The 16,996-nt window shown below is 55.5% G+C and carries 17 protein-coding genes and 1 other RNA gene; 13 read left to right on the top strand and 5 right to left on the bottom strand.

The annotated features are described in order from the left end of the window. The first annotated feature begins 32 nt into the window (after positions 1-32). Complete coding sequence (gene serA, locus J2125_RS06880; RefSeq protein WP_017803514.1) at positions 33-1,271, top strand: phosphoglycerate dehydrogenase; 1,239 nt, start codon at positions 33-35, stop codon at positions 1,269-1,271. Between the two features lie 76 nt (positions 1,272-1,347). Here the strand turns inward: serA and J2125_RS06875 are convergent, their stop codons facing one another. The 3 genes from J2125_RS06875 to zapA form a co-directional block, all read right to left on the bottom strand. After that, entirely contained in the window at positions 1,348-1,938 is a 591-nt protein-coding gene (locus J2125_RS06875; protein WP_017803515.1) for a 5-formyltetrahydrofolate cyclo-ligase, read from the bottom strand. A 65-nt stretch (positions 1,939-2,003) separates the two neighbouring features. Continuing rightward, a non-coding RNA gene (gene ssrS, locus J2125_RS06870) (6S RNA) lies at positions 2,004-2,187 on the bottom strand. Positions 2,188-2,227: 40 nt separating this feature from the next. Continuing rightward, the gene (zapA, locus tag J2125_RS06865) at positions 2,228-2,557 is read right to left on the bottom strand and encodes a cell division protein ZapA (protein WP_017803516.1); all 330 of its coding nucleotides are present in this window, start codon (positions 2,555-2,557) and stop codon (positions 2,228-2,230) included. A gap of 171 nt (positions 2,558-2,728) precedes the next feature. On the opposite strand from zapA, the gene J2125_RS06860 reads away from it, so the two are divergent. The 9 genes from J2125_RS06860 to trhA all read left to right on the top strand — a co-directional run bounded on the left by J2125_RS06860 (position 2,729) and on the right by trhA (position 13,542). Further along, positions 2,729-3,307 carry a YecA/YgfB family protein gene (locus J2125_RS06860; RefSeq protein WP_040462574.1) on the top strand — a complete coding sequence of 193 codons (579 nt, stop codon included), beginning with the start codon at positions 2,729-2,731 and terminating at the stop codon, positions 3,305-3,307. A gap of 78 nt (positions 3,308-3,385) precedes the next feature. Further along, a complete protein-coding gene (gene pepP, locus J2125_RS06855; RefSeq protein ID WP_051050864.1) occupies positions 3,386-4,657 on the top strand; it encodes a Xaa-Pro aminopeptidase in 1,272 nt (423 codons plus the stop codon). Continuing rightward, positions 4,654-5,832, top strand: coding sequence for a 2-octaprenyl-6-methoxyphenyl hydroxylase (gene ubiH, locus J2125_RS06850; RefSeq protein WP_017803519.1), 1,179 nt, complete (start codon positions 4,654-4,656; stop codon positions 5,830-5,832). Before pepP ends, ubiH begins: the two co-directional genes overlap by 4 nt. 13 nt (positions 5,833-5,845) lie before the next feature. Further along, complete coding sequence (ubiI, locus tag J2125_RS06845) at positions 5,846-7,048, top strand: FAD-dependent 2-octaprenylphenol hydroxylase (protein ID WP_017803520.1); 1,203 nt, start codon at positions 5,846-5,848, stop codon at positions 7,046-7,048. A gap of 418 nt (positions 7,049-7,466) precedes the next feature. Then, positions 7,467-8,564, top strand: coding sequence for a glycine cleavage system aminomethyltransferase GcvT (gcvT, locus tag J2125_RS06840; protein WP_017803521.1), 1,098 nt, complete (start codon positions 7,467-7,469; stop codon positions 8,562-8,564). 29 nt (positions 8,565-8,593) lie between these two features. After that, positions 8,594-8,980 (top strand): glycine cleavage system protein GcvH, encoded by a 387-nt coding sequence (gene gcvH, locus J2125_RS06835; protein ID WP_017803522.1) that lies wholly within the window; start codon positions 8,594-8,596, stop codon positions 8,978-8,980. Between the two features lie 111 nt (positions 8,981-9,091). Continuing rightward, positions 9,092-11,965: an aminomethyl-transferring glycine dehydrogenase gene (gene gcvP, locus J2125_RS06830; protein ID WP_017803523.1), complete on the top strand. Its 2,874-nt coding sequence runs from the start codon at positions 9,092-9,094 to the stop codon at positions 11,963-11,965. A 64-nt stretch (positions 11,966-12,029) separates the two neighbouring features. Continuing rightward, positions 12,030-12,773 carry an SDR family oxidoreductase gene (locus J2125_RS06825; protein ID WP_017803524.1) on the top strand — a complete coding sequence of 248 codons (744 nt, stop codon included), beginning with the start codon at positions 12,030-12,032 and terminating at the stop codon, positions 12,771-12,773. Positions 12,774-12,888: 115 nt separating this feature from the next. Then, complete coding sequence (gene trhA / locus J2125_RS06820) at positions 12,889-13,542, top strand: PAQR family membrane homeostasis protein TrhA (RefSeq protein WP_017803525.1); 654 nt, start codon at positions 12,889-12,891, stop codon at positions 13,540-13,542. A gap of 41 nt (positions 13,543-13,583) precedes the next feature. Here the strand turns inward: trhA and ygfZ are convergent, their stop codons facing one another. After that, positions 13,584-14,564 carry a tRNA-modifying protein YgfZ gene (gene ygfZ, locus J2125_RS06815; RefSeq protein ID WP_017803526.1) on the bottom strand — a complete coding sequence of 327 codons (981 nt, stop codon included), beginning with the start codon at positions 14,562-14,564 and terminating at the stop codon, positions 13,584-13,586. A 230-nt stretch (positions 14,565-14,794) separates the two neighbouring features. On the opposite strand from ygfZ, the gene sdhE reads away from it, so the two are divergent. Together sdhE and J2125_RS06805 are read left to right on the top strand one after the other, a co-directional pair. After that, positions 14,795-15,061 carry an FAD assembly factor SdhE gene (gene sdhE / locus J2125_RS06810; RefSeq protein ID WP_017803527.1) on the top strand — a complete coding sequence of 89 codons (267 nt, stop codon included), beginning with the start codon at positions 14,795-14,797 and terminating at the stop codon, positions 15,059-15,061. Then, positions 15,042-15,434, top strand: a complete 393-nt coding sequence (locus J2125_RS06805; protein ID WP_017803528.1) for a protein YgfX — start codon at positions 15,042-15,044, stop codon at positions 15,432-15,434. The genes sdhE and J2125_RS06805 overlap by 20 nt, the downstream gene beginning before the upstream one ends. Before the next feature lie 27 nt (positions 15,435-15,461). On the opposite strand, the gene fldB is transcribed toward J2125_RS06805, so the two are convergent. Then, a complete protein-coding gene (fldB, locus tag J2125_RS06800) occupies positions 15,462-15,980 on the bottom strand; it encodes a flavodoxin FldB (protein WP_017803529.1) in 519 nt (172 codons plus the stop codon). Positions 15,981-16,055: 75 nt separating this feature from the next. Here fldB and xerD point away from each other — a divergent pair, with 75 nt between their 5' ends. Further along, positions 16,056-16,979, top strand: a complete 924-nt coding sequence (gene xerD, locus J2125_RS06795) for a site-specific tyrosine recombinase XerD (protein WP_017803530.1) — start codon at positions 16,056-16,058, stop codon at positions 16,977-16,979. The last annotated feature ends 17 nt before the right edge of the window (positions 16,980-16,996 follow it).

The following is a 16,996-nucleotide window of genomic DNA, read 5'->3' as shown; positions in this document are numbered from 1 at the left end:
TACATCTGAAGTCTGCAAACTAAGGTCGGGAAATGGCAAAGGTATCACTGGAGAAAGACAAGATTAAATTCCTGCTGGTGGAAGGTGTTCACCAGAGCGCGCTGGAAAATCTGCGTGCGTCAGGCTATACCAATATCGAATTTCATAAAGGCGCGCTGGATAGCGACTCTTTAAAGGAATCCATCCGTGATGCGCACTTCGTTGGCATCCGTTCGCGTTCGCAACTGACCGAAGAGATTTTTGCTGCGGCGGAAAAACTGGTCGCGGTGGGCTGCTTCTGTATCGGCACTAACCAGGTGGACCTGAATGCAGCGGCGAAACGCGGGATTCCGGTGTTTAACGCGCCTTTCTCCAATACCCGATCCGTTGCTGAGCTGGTGATTGGCGAGCTGCTGCTGATGCTGCGCGGCATTCCTGAAGCTAACGCCAAAGCCCATCGCGGTATCTGGAATAAGCTGGCGGTTGGCTCTTTCGAAGCGCGTGGCAAAAAGCTGGGCATCATTGGTTACGGCCATATCGGTATGCAGCTGGGCGTGCTGGCGGAAAGCCTCGGTATGCATGTGTTCTTCTACGATATCGAAAACAAGCTGCCACTGGGTAACGCCACCCAGGTTCGCCATCTCTCCGACCTGCTGAATATGAGCGATGTGGTCAGCCTGCATGTACCAGAAACCGCTTCAACGCAGAATATGATGGGCGCGGAAGAGCTGGCGCTGATGAAGCCAGGTTCGCTGCTGATTAACGCTTCACGCGGCACCGTGGTGGATATTCCGGCGCTGTGTGAGGTGCTGGCGAATAAACATCTGGCGGGCGCGGCGATTGACGTGTTCCCGGAAGAACCGGCAACCAATACCGATCCATTTAACTCGCCGCTGTGTGAGTTTGACAACGTGATTCTGACGCCACATATCGGCGGTTCCACCCAGGAAGCGCAGGAAAATATCGGCATTGAAGTGGCGGGCAAGCTGGCGAAGTACTCTGACAACGGTTCAACCCTGTCAGCAGTTAACTTCCCGGAAGTCTCGCTGCCGATGCATGGCGCTGCGGTGAGTCGTCTGCTGCATATCCATGAAAACCGTCCAGGCGTGCTGACGGCGATTAACCAGATCTTTGCCGAGCAGGGCATCAATATCGCCGCGCAGTATCTGCAAACCACCCCGCAGATGGGCTATGTCGTCATTGATATCGATGCGCCGCAGGATGTGGCCGACAGAGCGCTGCAACTGATGAAGGCGATTCCAGGTACTTCACGCGCACGTCTGTTGTACTGATGGAACGGGCGGCGATAACGCCGCCCCAACAGCATCATGTAGGGGAGCCGTTTTCGGTTCCCTTTTTAATCGCCTGTCACCACTGCCATACCTTCGACGGCGTAATCATCGCCGACAACGGCACATCCCACTCCGCGACCGGTAGTTCATCCACCTGCTGACAATCATGCGCCAGACCAATCGGCAGAAAGCGGTGTTGCCGCCAGTTCTGCAAGGTACGGTCGTAGAAGCCGCCGCCCATCCCCAGACGATGTCCGGCAGGATCAAAGGCCACCAGTGGCATCAGCACCACCTCCAGCTCGCTTAACGGTAGCAGGTTAAGGATATTCAGCGGCGGCTCAGGAATGCGCAAGCGGTTAGGCTGCAGCGGCGTTGCGGCGTCGTAATGCATAAACAGCAGTTGTCCACGGGCAAAAGGGTGCAGCACCGGCAGATAAACCTGTTTTTTCTGTTGCCACAGTTTGGCGATCAGCGGACGGGTATTCAGTTCGCCATCGACCGAGAGAAACAGGGCGATATTACGGGCTTGCTGGATGGGGGCAAAATTAAGCGCGCGCTCGGCGGCTTGTTCGGCGGCCTGTTGCTGTTGCTGGTCGCTTAACCCCTGACGCAGATGGCGAACATGGGTCCGAATATCCTGACGATCTGACAATAAAAGGGCTGTCATATAGGGAACTCGTCGTTGCTGAGGGTTGCCCGAAGGCAGAAACGGTCTGGCCGTTTTTAGGAAGGGGAATCTCCGAGATGCCGCAGCTGGCTGTAACCCTTGAACCCATGGTTCAAGGTGAGTATGCCGTCGCAACCATCAGGCTTCTCGGACGGACCGAGCATGCGCACAGGTTACAGAGCGTCACACTCTGTTGGTATTAAATATCGGCTCAGGGGACGGGCCCGCTTGCAAACATCTCAGAGAAAATTTACTTCACCGTCACTGTATCACAGCTAACCATGAAGTGTTATTCGAACTTAGCACCCTGGCGATCAGATATGCGACCTTGTTCAAGCAGCGCTTGCTCAATGGTCTGTTGCAGCATACGAATGCGTTGTTCCATGTTGGCGGCATAGTCGCGTGTTTTGACTTTTTCCTGCGCCAGTTCATGACAAATATTCAATGCAGCGATAAACACCAGTTGCTCGGTATTTGTGACTCTAGTGCGAACTTTTAAATCTTGCAACCGTTGATTGAGGTCTTCCGCAGCCATGTTCAGCGCATCTTGCTGTTCAGGCGGACAATTCACTCGTAATGAACGGCCAAAAATTTGAATATCTACCGGTTGTGCAGACATGCCACCATCCTGACTAATTACCGCGCCCGCTAATCGCCCTTGCCACTCATGGGCTTGGGAGGGGCGCCACTATATATACCCGAAACAGAAGAAACAAGCGCTTTCTGGAATCCTCGAGGCACCTGGTGTTAGCATAACACGAACTTATCCTGCCAACGACGATGAATACGTATGTCTATACAGAACACAATGCCGGGTTATAACACTCTGGCCTCGGCTCTCACCCTGCAAGGGGTTGGGATGACACCGGCGGAAATGCACGGTTTAATCAGCGGCATTATCTGCGGCGGCCCCGGCGACCGCAACTGGCAAACACTGGTGCATGAGCTGACCAACGAAGGACTGGCGTTCTCGCAGGCGCTGTCGCAACCGTTGCAGCAGCTGCATCAGGGCATCAGCGAAATGCTGGAAGATGATGGCTTTCTGTTCCAGCTCTATCTGCCGGATGAAGATGACATCACGGTATTCGATCGCGCTGACGCACTGGCGGGCTGGGTTAACCATTTCCTGTTAGGTCTTGGCGTAACGCAGCCGAAGCTGGACAAGGTGAAAGGCGAGACCGGCGAAGCGATTGACGATCTGCGCACTATTTCCCAGCTGGGTTATGATGAAGACGAAGATCAGGAAGAGCTGGAGAACTCACTGGAAGAGATTATTGAGTATGTGCGCGTTGCCGCGCTGCTTTGCCATGATACTTTTACCCGTCAGCAGCCAACTGCCGTTGAGATAAAGAAACCAACGCTACACTAAACAGAGATTTTAACAGGGAGTCGTATTGTGGTGAATCTTTCAGCGTTTTTGCAGCGCCGCCAGGCACTGTTAGCCAAAATGGCTCCGGCCAGTGCGGCGGTGATTTTTGCTGCGCCAGAAGCAACGCGCAACGCAGACAGTGAGTATCCGTATCGCCAGAACAGCGATTTCTGGTACTTCACCGGTTTTAACGAGCCGGAAGCTGTGCTGGTACTGATTAAAAGCGATGAAACGCACAACCACAGCGTGCTGTTTAACCGCGTACGCGATAAGACTGCTGAGATCTGGTTTGGCCGTCGTCTCGGTCAGGAGGCTGCGCCGGAAAAACTGGGTGTCGACCGCGCATTGCCGTATGACGATCTCCAGCAGCAGCTGCATCTGCTGTTGAATGGTCTGGATGTGGTGTATCACGCCCAGGGCGAATCTGCGGCGGCGGACAGCATTCTGTTTAGCGCGCTGGATAAATTGCGTCGCGGCTTCCGCCAGAATTTACGCGCGCCGGATACGCTGGTCGACTGGCGTCCATGGGTGCATGAGATGCGTCTGTTTAAATCCGCGGAAGAGATTGAAATCCTGCGTCAGGCGGGGAAAATCAGCGCACTGGCCCATACCCGCGCGATGCAGCAGTGTCGTCCGGGCATGTATGAATATCAGCTGGAAGGTGAAATTCAGCATGAGTTTAACCGCCACGGCGCACGCTTCCCGTCTTACAGCACCATCGTTGGCGGCGGCGAAAACGGCTGCATTCTGCACTATACCGAAAATGAATCACCGCTGCGTGATGGCGACCTGGTGCTGATTGACGCTGGTTGCGAGTTCCACGGCTACGCTGGCGATATCACCCGTACCTTCCCGGTTAATGGCAAATTCAGTGCGCCGCAGCGCGCCATCTACGACATTGTGCTGGCATCGTTGTACCGTTCGCTGGAGCTGTTTGCGCCCGGCGTCAGCATTCGCGATGTTAATCAGGAAGTGGTGCGGATTATGGTCACTGGTCTGGTTGAGCTTGGCGTGATGAAAGGCGAAGTCGATCAGCTGATTGCCGATGCAGCGCATCGCCAGTTCTTTATGCACGGTCTCAGCCACTGGCTGGGTCTGGATGTGCATGATGTCGGCGATTACGGCACCGTCGACCGTGGCCGCACTCTGCAACCCGGCATGGTGCTGACCATCGAGCCAGGCCTGTATATTGCGCCGGACGCCGATGTGCCTGCGGAGTATCGCGGAATCGGCATTCGTATTGAAGACGACATTGTGATCACTGCCGAGGGTAATGAAAATCTTACCGACACTGTGGTGAAAGATGCCGATGACATTGAAGCATTAATGGCGGCAGCTAAAGCGTTATGAGCATAATTATCGCAGGCGGCGGGATGACCGGCGCGACCCTGGCGCTGGCGATTTCACAGCTTTCGCAGGGCAGACTGCCGGTGACGCTGATTGAAGCCACGGCGCCGGGCGAGCGCGATCATCCAGGTTACGATGGCCGGGCGATTGCGTTAGCCGAAGGCACCTGCCAGCAGCTGGCGGCGATTAATATCTGGCCGTTTCTGCAGGATTGCGCCACACCGATTACCCATGTCCACGTCAGCGATCGCGGCCATCCTGGTCTGGTATCGCTGAATGCGCAGGATTACGCGGTTTCCGCTCTTGGTCAGGTGGTTGAACTGCATGAGGTCGGCCAGCGGCTGTTCAGCATGTTGCAGCAGGCGCCTGGCGTCACGCTGCGCTGCCCGGCGGCGGTAACCGCAGTGGAACGCACTCAGCAGCAGGTGACGGTAACGCTGGACAGCGGCGAACAGCTTAACGGACAGCTGCTGGTGGCGGCGGACGGTTCGCGATCCGGAATAGCAGCTTCATGCGGCATCCAGTGGCAGACGGAAGATTATCGCCAGCTGGCGGTGATCGCGAATGTATCAACCCAGTTGCCGCATAATGGCCGTGCCTTTGAGCGTTTTACCCGTTACGGACCGCTGGCGGTATTGCCAATGTCCGCCAGCCGTTGTTCGCTGGTGTGGTGTCACCCGCTGGAAGACCGCGCGCGAGTGGATAGCTGGAGTGGCGATGAATTCTTACGCCAGCTGCAAAACGCTTTTGGCTGGCGGCTGGGCAAATTTACCCAGGTGGGGCAGCGGGTCAGTTATCCACTGGCGCTGCAAACTGCCAGCCAAAATACCAGCCATCGTCTGGCGCTGGTGGGCAATGCGGCGCAGACGTTGCATCCGATTGCCGGTCAGGGTTTTAATCTCGGCCTGCGCGATGTGATGTCGCTGGCGGAAACCCTGGCCAATGCCGAACGTCATCAGCAGGATCCCGGCAGTTTTGCTGTGCTGCAACATTATCAACAACGCCGTCAGCCCGATCGGCAGGCCACCGTCGCTATTACCGATGGCCTGGTGCGTCTGTTCGCCAACCGCTATCAGCCGTTGGTGGTGGCGCGTAATCTCGGCCTGATGGCCATGGACAATTTACCGCTGATGCGCAATATGCTGGCCGAGCGCACGCTCGGCTGGGTAAAGCGTTGATAAGAGGATTTGAATGCAAACATTTGACGTAGTGATCGCTGGCGGCGGGATGGTTGGCCTGGCGGTGGCTTGCGGCTTGCAGGGCAGCGGACTGCGGGTGGCGGTACTGGAAAAATCGCCGCCGCAGGAGATGGCTGCCGATGCCGCGCCGGGACTGCGCGTGTCGGCGATTAACGCCGCCAGCGAGCGTCTGTTACAGCATCTTGACGTCTGGTCGGCGATCCTCGCACTGCGCGCCAGCCCGTATCACGGTATGCAGGTGTGGGATCGCGACAGCTTTGGTCAGATCGCCTTTGATGATGAGCAGCAGGGCATGTCGCACCTTGGACATATTGTTGAAAATCAGGTGATTCATCAGGCGTTGTGGCAGAAAGCCAGCCAGCTTAGCGATATCACGCTGATTGCGCCCGCTCAGCTGCAGCAGGTGGCGTTTGGCGATAACGAAGCCTTTGTCACCCTGCAGGATGGCAATATGATGAGCGCGCGTCTGCTGATTGCCGCAGACGGAGCAAACTCCTGGCTGCGAAATAAGGCTGATATCCCGTTAACCTTCTGGGATTATCAGCACCATGCGCTGGTGGCGAATATTCGCACTGAACAGCCGCATGATGCGGTGGCGCGTCAGGTATTTCATGGCGACGGTATTCTCGCCTTTCTGCCGCTAAGCGATCCGCATCTGTGCTCGATTGTCTGGTCGGTTTCGCCACAGGAGGCCAGCCGTCTGCAATCAATGCCAGCCGAACTGTTTAACCAGCAGTTGTCGGTCGCTTTCGATATGCGAATGGGATTGTGTCAGGTTGAAGGCGAACGTCAGACCTTCCCGCTAATGGGACGTTATGCGCGTAATTTTGCCGCGCATCGTCTGGCGCTGGTGGGCGATGCCGCGCATACCGTGCACCCGCTGGCCGGGCAGGGCGTCAATCTGGGCTTTATGGATGCCGCAGAGCTGATTGGCGAGATCAAACGTCTGCATCAGCAGGGTAAAGATATTGGTCAGCACCTCTATCTGCGTCGCTATGAGCGCAGCCGTAAGCATAGCGCGGCGTTGATGCTGGCGGGTATGCAGGGCTTTCGTGAGCTGTTTGCCGGTAATAATCCGGCAAAGAAATTGCTGCGTGATGTCGGCCTGAAACTGGCGGACACGCTGCCAGGGGTAAAACCGCGTTTGTTGAAGCAGGCGATGGGATTAAACGATCTGCCCGACTGGCTGAAATAGTCTGAACCCCTGAAAGGCGGCGTTTTCGCCGCCCTTTTTTTATCTGGTGGTGGCGATCGCCCTGTTTTGGTGCATGTTTGAAATATTCTAATTTCACCCTCTAATTCGCATTACATTTTCTCATGCATAATGCATTCCGCAAAAGTCATTTTTTATCCTCCTTGCTCACAACTCTGCTTATTAACCTGTATTAATGGCTTACAGTTGTTCATTGTGTGCCTTGTGGCGCAGTTTTTCAGTGAAAAACTCTGCAGAATTAACGCGCATCGTTATTGTGCAACCGCGATTCGCCCTCGTATAGCTTATGGTTAATCCCTGCATTCAGTGGTAACTTCAGGGCAAAGGTAACGTTTGCGTCGCACCGTTTACCGGTATGAAGCGCGAATCTGTGAACAACTTGCTTATGCACAGGATAGATATGACCCAGCAGACTCCTTTATTCGAACAGCATCAGGCCTGCGGCGCCCGCATGGTGGATTTCCATGGCTGGATGATGCCACTGCATTACGGTTCGCAGATGGATGAACATCATGCGGTACGCAGTGATGCCGGTATGTTTGATGTTTCGCATATGACCATTGTCGATCTGCACGGCGCGCGCAGCCGTGAATTCCTGCGTTATCTGCTGGCTAACGACGTCGCTAAGCTCACAATCCCTGGCAAAGCCCTGTATAGCGGCATGTTAAACGCTTCAGGTGGCGTAATTGACGATCTGATTGTTTACTTTATGACCGAAGAGTTTTTCCGTCTGGTGGTGAACTCCGCCACGCGCGAAAAAGACCTGGCATGGATTAGCCAGCACGCCGCCGATTACGGCGTGCAGCTGACCGAGCGTGACGATCTGGCGTTAATCGCCGTGCAGGGGCCAAATGCCCAGCAGAAAGCGAACAGCCTGTTCGATGATGCTCAGCGCCAGGCCGTCGACGGCATGAAGCCATTCTTTGGCGTGCAGGCAGGCGAGCTGTTTATCGCCACCACCGGCTACACCGGCGAAGCGGGCTATGAAATCGCGCTGCCGGTCGGGCAGGCCGCCGGTTTCTGGCAGCAGCTGGTGGCTGCAGGCGTTAAACCTGCGGGTCTGGGCGCGCGCGATACGCTGCGCCTTGAAGCGGGAATGAACCTGTATGGACAGGAGATGGATGAGAGCATCTCTCCGCTGGCGGCCAACATGGGCTGGACCATCAGCTGGGAACCTGCCGACCGCGATTTTATCGGGCGTGAAGCGCTGGAAAGCCAGCGTGAAAGAGGCACCGACAAGCTGGTGGGCTTATTGATGACGGAAAAGGGCGTGCTGCGTAACGAGCTGCCGGTTCGCTTCAGTGATGCAGCAGGCAATCTGCATGAAGGTGTGATTACCAGCGGATCCTTTTCCCCGACCCTGGGTTGCAGCATCGCGCTGGCGCGTGTGCCGGCTGCAATCGGTGATAAAGCAATTGTACAGATCCGCAACCGCGAAATGCCGGTGCAGGTCACCAAACCTGTTTTTGTGCGCTCCGGTAAGCCGGTCGCTAAATAACCCGTTTATTTTTTCTGGAGAGTATGGCAATGAGCAATGTACCAGTTGAACTGAAGTATCGTGACAGTCATGAGTGGGTGCGTAAAGAAGCGGACGGCAGCTACACCGTTGGCATTACCGAGCACGCACAGGAGCTGCTGGGCGATATGGTCTTTGTGGATCTGCCGGAAGTCGGTGCCACTTTTGCCGCCGGTGATGACTGCGCGGTTGCCGAATCGGTAAAAGCGGCATCAGATATCTATGCGCCACTGAGCGGTGAAATCGTTGCGGTGAACAGTGAGCTGGAAGCGAATCCGGAGCTGGTCAACAGTGACCCATACAGTGATGGCTGGTTATTTAAGATCAAAGCCAGCGATGAATCTGAACTGGATTCAATGATGGATGCGGATGCTTATAAAGCTTCTATTGACGAGTAATCACTCACCTTCCTCCGTTTAACGGGGGAAGGCCGGGAGGGGGAGCCGCAGACCCGGTTCCCCTCCCTGAGAATGACATTTTATTCATGCCCGATGCAGGATTTACCGCTAATGACTCAGACTCTCAGCCAGCTTGAACACACCGGTGCGTTTATCGAGCGCCATATTGGCCCATCACAGGAACAGCAGGATGCGATGCTGGCTGCGGTGGGCGCGGCTTCAGTTCCGGAACTGATTGCCTCGATTGTACCCGCCGACATCCAGTTGCCCAGCCCTCCGGCGATTGGTGACGCACTGACTGAACATCAGGCGCTGGCTGAGCTGAAAGCAATTGCCAGTCAGAATCAGCTGTATAAATCCTATATCGGCATGGGGTATGCCCCGGTACTGACGCCGCCGGTGATCCTGCGCAATATGCTGGAAAATCCGGGCTGGTACACCGCCTATACGCCGTATCAGCCAGAAGTGTCGCAGGGCCGTCTGGAAGCGCTGCTGAATTTCCAGCAGGTGACGCTGGATCTTACCGGGCTGGATATCGCCTCCGCTTCACTGCTGGATGAAGCCACTGCGGCGGCGGAAGCGATGGCGATGGCCAGACGCGTCAGCAAACTGAAAAACGCCAATAAATTCTTTGTCGCGGATGATATTCATCCGCAAACCCTCGATGTGGTGCGTACCCGCGCAGAAACCTTTGGTTTTGAGGTGCTGGTGGATAAAGCCGATAAAGCGCTGGATCATCAGGATCTGTTTGGCGTGCTGCTGCAGCAGGTTGGCACCACCGGTGAAGCTCATGATTATCGCCAGCTGATTAGCGAATTAAAAAGCCGTAAAGTGGTGGTCAGCGTGGCCGCCGACTTTATGTCACTGTTGCTGCTGGAAGCGCCGGGCAAACAGGGCGCGGATATCGTGTTCGGTTCTGCGCAGCGTTTCGGCGTGCCAATGGGTTACGGCGGCCCGCATGCGGCATTCTTTGCTGCCCGTGATGAGCATAAGCGTTCGATGCCTGGGCGTATTATCGGCGTATCGCGCGATGCGGCCGGTAAAACGGCGCTGCGTATGGCGATGCAGACCCGTGAACAGCATATCCGTCGTGAGAAAGCTAACTCCAACATCTGTACTTCGCAGGTGCTGCTGGCGAATATCGCCAGTCTGTACGCGGTTTACCATGGCCCGGTCGGACTGAAACGCATTGCCGGTCGTATTCATCGCCTGACCGATATTCTGGCTGCTGGCCTGAAGCAGGGCGGACTGACGCTGCGTCATAGCAGCTGGTTCGATACCCTGACTGTCGAAGTGGCCGACAAAGCGGCGGTGCTGGTTCGCGCGCTCAGTTTTGGCGCTAACCTGCGTACCGATATCCACCATGCGGTGGGCATCACGCTGGACGAAACCACCACCCGTGAAGATGTGGCGGCGCTGCTGTCGATTCTGCTCGGCGAAAACCATGGTCTGGATATTGATCGGTTAGATGCGCAGGTTGCCGCTGACAGCCAGTCGATTCCGGCCGATCTGCTGCGTCAGGATGCGATCCTGACCCATCCGGTATTTAACCGTCATCACAGTGAAACAGAGATGATGCGTTATATGCACAGCCTGGAGCGTAAAGATCTGGCGCTGAATCAGGCGATGATCCCACTTGGCTCCTGCACCATGAAGCTGAACGCAGCGGCGGAGATGATCCCGATCACCTGGCCTGAATTTGCCGGATTACATCCGTTCTGCCCGGCGGATCAGGCTGGCGGTTATTTGCAGATGATTGGTCAGCTGTCACAGTGGCTGGTACAGTTAACCGGTTATGATGCGCTATGCATGCAGCCGAACTCCGGCGCGCAGGGGGAATACGCCGGTCTGCTGGCGATTCGTCGTTATCACGAAAGCCGCAATGAAGCGGGCCGTAATATCTGTCTGATCCCCAGCTCGGCGCATGGTACTAACCCGGCGTCAGCGCAGATGGCGGGCATGGCGGTAGTGGTAGTGGCTTGCGATAAGCAGGGCAATATCGATCTGCACGATCTGCGTCTGAAAGCGGAGCAGGCGGGTGAAGCGCTCTCCTGCATTATGGTCACCTATCCGTCGACCCACGGCGTATATGAAGAGACTATTCGTGAAGTGTGCCAGATCGTGCATCAGTTTGGCGGCCAGGTGTATCTCGACGGCGCCAATATGAATGCGCAGGTCGGCATCACCACGCCGGGCTATATCGGCGCTGATGTATCGCACCTTAACCTGCATAAAACCTTCTGTATCCCACACGGCGGCGGCGGACCTGGTATGGGGCCGATTGGCGTAAAAGCGCATCTGGCGCCTTTTATCCCGGGTCACAGCGTGGTGCAGATTGAAGGCGTGCTGACGCAGCAGGGCGCGGTATCTGCCGCACCGTTTGGCAGCGCGTCAATTCTGCCAATCAGCTGGATGTATATCCGCATGATGGGTGCCGAAGGACTGAAACAAGCCAGTTCGGTAGCGATCCTGAATGCCAACTATATCGCCAGCCGCCTGCAGTCGGCGTATCCGATTCTTTATACCGGCCGTGATGGTCGTGTGGCGCACGAATGTATTCTGGATATCCGTCCGCTGAAAGAGCAGACCGGCATCAGTGAACTGGATATTGCCAAGCGTTTAATCGACTACGGCTTCCACGCGCCAACCATGTCGTTCCCGGTTGCCGGGACGTTGATGGTTGAACCGACTGAATCAGAAAGCAAAATCGAGCTGGATCGCTTTATTGATGCGATGTTGTCGATTCGCATGGAGATCGATCGGGTTGCCGACGGCGAATGGCCTGCGGAAGATAACCCGCTGGTCAACTCTCCGCATACCCAGATGGAGATTGCCGGCGAGTGGACGCATCCGTACAGCCGTGAGCTGGCGGTATTCCCGGCTGGCAGCGACAATAAATACTGGCCGACGGTGAAGCGTCTTGATGACGTATTTGGTGACCGCAATCTGTTCTGTTCCTGCGTGCCGATAAGTGATTATCAGTAGTCATTAATTTCACAAAATCGTCATAACGGCCGGGCTTGCCCGGCCTTTTTTATGGGAGAAAAATATGAAAATTGCCCTGGTAACCGGCGGCAGCCGTGGCATTGGTCGTGCAACAGCATTAATGCTGGCGCAATGTGGCTATCAGGTGGCGGTGAATTACCACCGGCGCGCTGATGCGGCGGAAGAGGTGGTGCAGCTGATTGAGCAGGCTGGTGGCAGCGCCTTTAGCGTGCAGGCGGATATCGCCGATGAAGCGCAGGTGGTGGCGATGTTTCAGCAGATTGATCAACAGCCCGGCGTGCTGAGTGCGCTGGTGAACAACGCCGGTATCCTGTTTCAGCAATCCACCGTTGAGCAGCTCACTGCCGAACGCATTAATCGGGTATTTGCCACCAATGTCACCGGCAGCTTTATCTGTTGTCGCGAGGCGATTAAACGGATGGCGTGGCATCACGGCGGTAAAGGCGGGGCGATTGTTAATGTCTCATCGGCGGCGGCGCGTACCGGTTCGCCGGGCGAATATGTCGATTATGCCGCATCAAAAGGGGCGATGGATACGCTGACCCGAGGTTTATCGCTGGAAGTGGCGGCGCAGGGCGTGCGGGTAAATGGCGTGCGACCGGGGCCGATCTATACCGAGATGCATGCCGATGGCGGCGAAGCGGATCGGGTGAATCGCGTCGCGTCAACCATCCCGATGCAGCGTGGCGGTCAGCCGCAAGAGATCGCCAACGCTATTGTCTGGCTGCTGAGCGATGAAGCCTCATATATTACCGGATCTATTATTGATGCCGCGGGCGGGCGTTAAAAAGGTTGTGTGAAGCGGTTACACTTAATTTTGGCTTACATGTGTACTCTGAAATTATTCTCAGTTACGCTGTATCTGTACAAATTTACTGCACCGCTGCGGAGATAATCTTTTTATGACCAATAATTCGCTGATTGCACAGGGATATTCCCTGGCTGAAGAGATTGCTAACAGCATCAGCCATGGTCTGGGATTTATCTTTGGTATTGTGGGGCTGGTATTACTGCTTGATCAGGCGATTGATGCGCAAGCCGGGGCGATGGCGATTACCAGCTATAGCGTCTACGGCGGCAGCATGATCCTGCTGTTTCTCGCTTCCACGCTCTACCATGCGATTCCACATCCGCGCGCCAAATACTGGCTGAAAAAGCTCGATCACTGCGCCATCTATGTGCTGATTGCCGGTACCTATACGCCGTTCCTGCTGATTGCGCTGAAATCGCCGCTGGCGCACTGGCTGATGGTGGTGATCTGGAGCCTGGCGCTGGTCGGAATTGGTTTTAAACTGTTGTTCGCGCACCGCTTTCCGGCAATGTCGCTGATTACTTATCTGCTGATGGGCTGGTTATCGCTGATTGTTATTTATCAGCTGGCGATGAAACTGTTACCTGGCGGTATCTGGTTGCTGGCGGCTGGCGGGGTGATCTATACGCTTGGCGTGATTTTCTACGCGGTGGAGCGTATCCCCTATAACCACGCCATCTGGCATGGTTTTGTGCTGGGCGGCAGTCTATGCCACTTCCTCGCCATCTACTTCTATGTGATGTAAAGCAGCGGGCGAGGCATTGCTGCCCCGCCCGCCATTAGGTTTTACGTAATCTCATAAGGCAGTGGCTGAATCGCTAATGTGCCGCCTTCATCGCCATGCACTCGCAAAATGCTGTCCGCTTCCAGATCGTTATTCAGTACCGCCTGCACCCAGACATCACCATTATCCAGCTGGGTTGCCGCCAGAATGGTGCCGGTGCGGCGCCAGTTGTCACCCAGTTTAATCTCCAGTGAATCACCCGCTTCCGGTACGCGACTGGCGCTGCCCGCCAGCCAGTAGAGCGCACGCTTATTGGCGCCACGGAATTTGGCGCGCGCCACCATCTCCTGACCGGTGTAACAACCTTTTTTAAAGCTAATGGCATCCAGCGCCTGCAGGTTGGTGGCCTGCGGAATAAACTGGGCGCTGTTTTTCTCATCAATAACCGGCAGGCCGGCTTCAATATTCAGCGCCAGCCATTGCGCGCTGTCATTAAATTGTGCTTCGCCCACCAGCTTTTGCTGAATGGCTTGCGCCTGTTCTGCGCTGGTTACCAGCAGGAAGCGTTCGGCAGGATGGGCAAACCACAGCAGCGTGCTGTCGCCTTGCTGCACCACCGGCGTTTCAGCATCCGGCAGTTGATCAAACAGACCGGCCAGCGCGCCACGCGCCTGGAAGCCCGCCAGCCCCAGCAGTACGGACTCATCGTCCGCAACAATGGTGACTTTGGCAAACACCGCATATTTTTTCAGTTCGGTAATCTGCGTATCACGCAGGCTGCGGCGCTCGATATAAGCAAAGCCTTCGCCGCGATGAAACAGACGCAGGTTACTCCACATTTTTCCTTTGGCATCACAGTGAGCGCAGGGAAGATGCTGTCCGGCAGCCAGCGCTGCGACGTCGAGCGTCACCTGGCCTTGCAGATAGCTGACGCTGTCCTGACCCTGCACGGTCGCCAGCGCCCAATCTTCCAGCGAGATCAACGTCAGCGGCAAACGCGCGGAAGCCACAGGCTGACGGGGCGGTAATGTAAAGGTCGGCATAGTTATATCCTGAATGGAGGGTTCAAAAGCCATCAATATGTTTCTCATGTTAAAAGAGCATACTGGCTTTGCAACCTGTTTTCGGACGATGACGCACAAAACGCGTGTTAACCCTGTATCTTGTGGCCGCGCTTTGCGCGTTATGCCGCAGGGGAAAAATTTGCGTATCGCGCACTTTGCATAAAAAGCGCTAAACTAGCGGCCATGTCTGGCTAACTGAGGGTTGGAAAATGGATATTAACAACAGAGCACGGGTTCACTGGGCCTGCCGTCGCGGCATGCGTGAGCTGGATATCTCGATTATGCCGTTCTTCGAGTATGAGTATGATTCGTTAAGCGATAACGATAAGCAGGTGTTTATTCAGCTGCTGGAGAGTGACGACCCGGATCTGTTCAACTGGCTGATGAATCATGGCGAACCTGCCGATGCCGAGCTGAAACGCATGGTGCAACTGATTCAACTGAGAAATAAACAACGTGGTCCTGTGGCAATCTGATCTGCGTGTCTCCTGGCAGGCGCAGTGGGTTTCACTGCTGCTGCATGGAATAGTTATTCTGCTGTTGTTACTGGCGCCCTGGCCACCGGATTATACCGTGGTGTGGCTGATATTAGTGACACTGGTGGTGCTGGAGAGTGTGCGCAGTCAGCGGCGTATTCGTCGCCGCGAAGGGGCGGTTGCCCTGCTGAGTAAACGGCGTTTGCGCTGGCGTCAGCAAGAGTGGGATATCACCCGCCGCCCGTGGAGGATTGGGCAGAGCATCTTATTGAGTTTACGGGATAATAAAGGCCAGCGTGAGCGGTTGTGGCTGGTGCGTGACAGCATGGAAGAGGCCGACTGGCGTCAGTTACGTCAGGCACTTGAACTGTAGGGGCGGCGTTCTCGCCGCCGGTGCGTATTACAGCAGCTCCGCCATTTCCGTCAGTACCTGTTCGCACCACTGTTCGATGCGTTCGTCGCTGACTTCATACTGATTAACATCATCCAGCGCCAGACCGACAAACTGTTTGCCGTCGCGGGTGAGCGGCTTCGGGCTGGTGAATTCGTAGCCCTCCAGCGGCCAGTAGCCGATAAAGGTAACGCCCATTGGCGTCAGCAGTTCATGCAGCATTCCGAGGGCATCAAGGAACCATTCGCTGTAGCCAATCTGGTCACCCATGCCGTACAGCGCCACCACTTTACCGCGCAGATTAAGCGACGGAATATCGGTCCAGACCGCTTCCCAGTCTTCCTGCAGTTCGCCAAAATCCCAGGTTGGGATCCCCATAATCAGCAGGTCATACTGTTCCATCAGCGCTGGCGCATCATCTTTCAGATTATGCAGCGTCACCAGCTCTTCACCGATAAAGTCACGCATCTTTTCCGCTGCCATTTCGGTGTAGCAGGTACTGGAGCCGTAAAAAAGGCCAATTTTCATGCGGGAAAACTCATTCTTAATGCAATTATCCCGATTGTATCAGAACCGGGCGCGGATCAGGCATAATGAGCACAAATGCTCACTGATAAAGCGCCGGAGAAAGTCGTGCCAGATACCGATTTGATTGAGCAGTTTCTCGATGCGCTATGGATTGAACGCAATCTTGCGCAGAACACTCTGGCATCCTATCGCCTTGATCTGCTGGCGCTGGCCGGCTGGTTACAGCATCATAAGCGCTCGTTGCTAAGCGCCGACGCGGCGGATCTGCAATCCTTTCTCGCTGAACGGCTGGAGGGAGGCTACAAAGCCAGTAGTTCGGCGCGCTTGCTGAGTGCGATGCGGCGGCTGTTTCAGTATCTCTACCGCGAAAAGCAGCGCGATGACGATCCCAGTACGCTGCTCTCGTCACCAAAACTGCCGCAGCGCTTGCCTAAAGATCTCTCTGAAGCCCAGATTGAGCGGCTGTTGCAGGCGCCTGGCACCGATCAGCCGATTGAGCTGCGCGATAAAGCGATGCTGGAGCTGCTGTACGCCACCGGACTTCGCGTTTCAGAACTGGTAGGCTTAAATCTCGGCGATGTCAGCCTGCGCCAGGGAGTCGTGCGGGTGATCGGTAAAGGCAATAAAGAACGTCTGGTGCCGCTGGGCGAAGAGGCGGTGCACTGGATTGAGCAGTTTATTGAGTATGGCCGCCCGTGGCTGATGAATGGTCAGACTAACGACGTATTGTTCCCCAGCAACCGTGCTCAGCATATGACACGGCAAACTTTTTGGCATCGGATTAAGTATTATGCGACGCTGGCGGCTATCGACAGTGAAAAATTGTCGCCGCATGTACTGCGCCACGCATTTGCCACCCATCTGCTGAACCACGGCGCTGATTTACGTGTCGTACAGATGCTGTTAGGCCACAGCGATCTGTCGACGACACAAATTTATACGCATGTCGCCACCGAGCGGCTGCGCCAGTTACATCAAAAGCATCATCCGCGCGCCTGAAGCGCCGGTGTGAAAGT

This window comes from Winslowiella toletana (assembly GCF_017875465.1).
GTDB classification, from domain to species: Bacteria; Pseudomonadota; Gammaproteobacteria; order Enterobacterales; family Enterobacteriaceae; genus Erwinia; species Erwinia toletana.
This window is presented reverse-complemented; position numbering and strand designations above follow the sequence as displayed.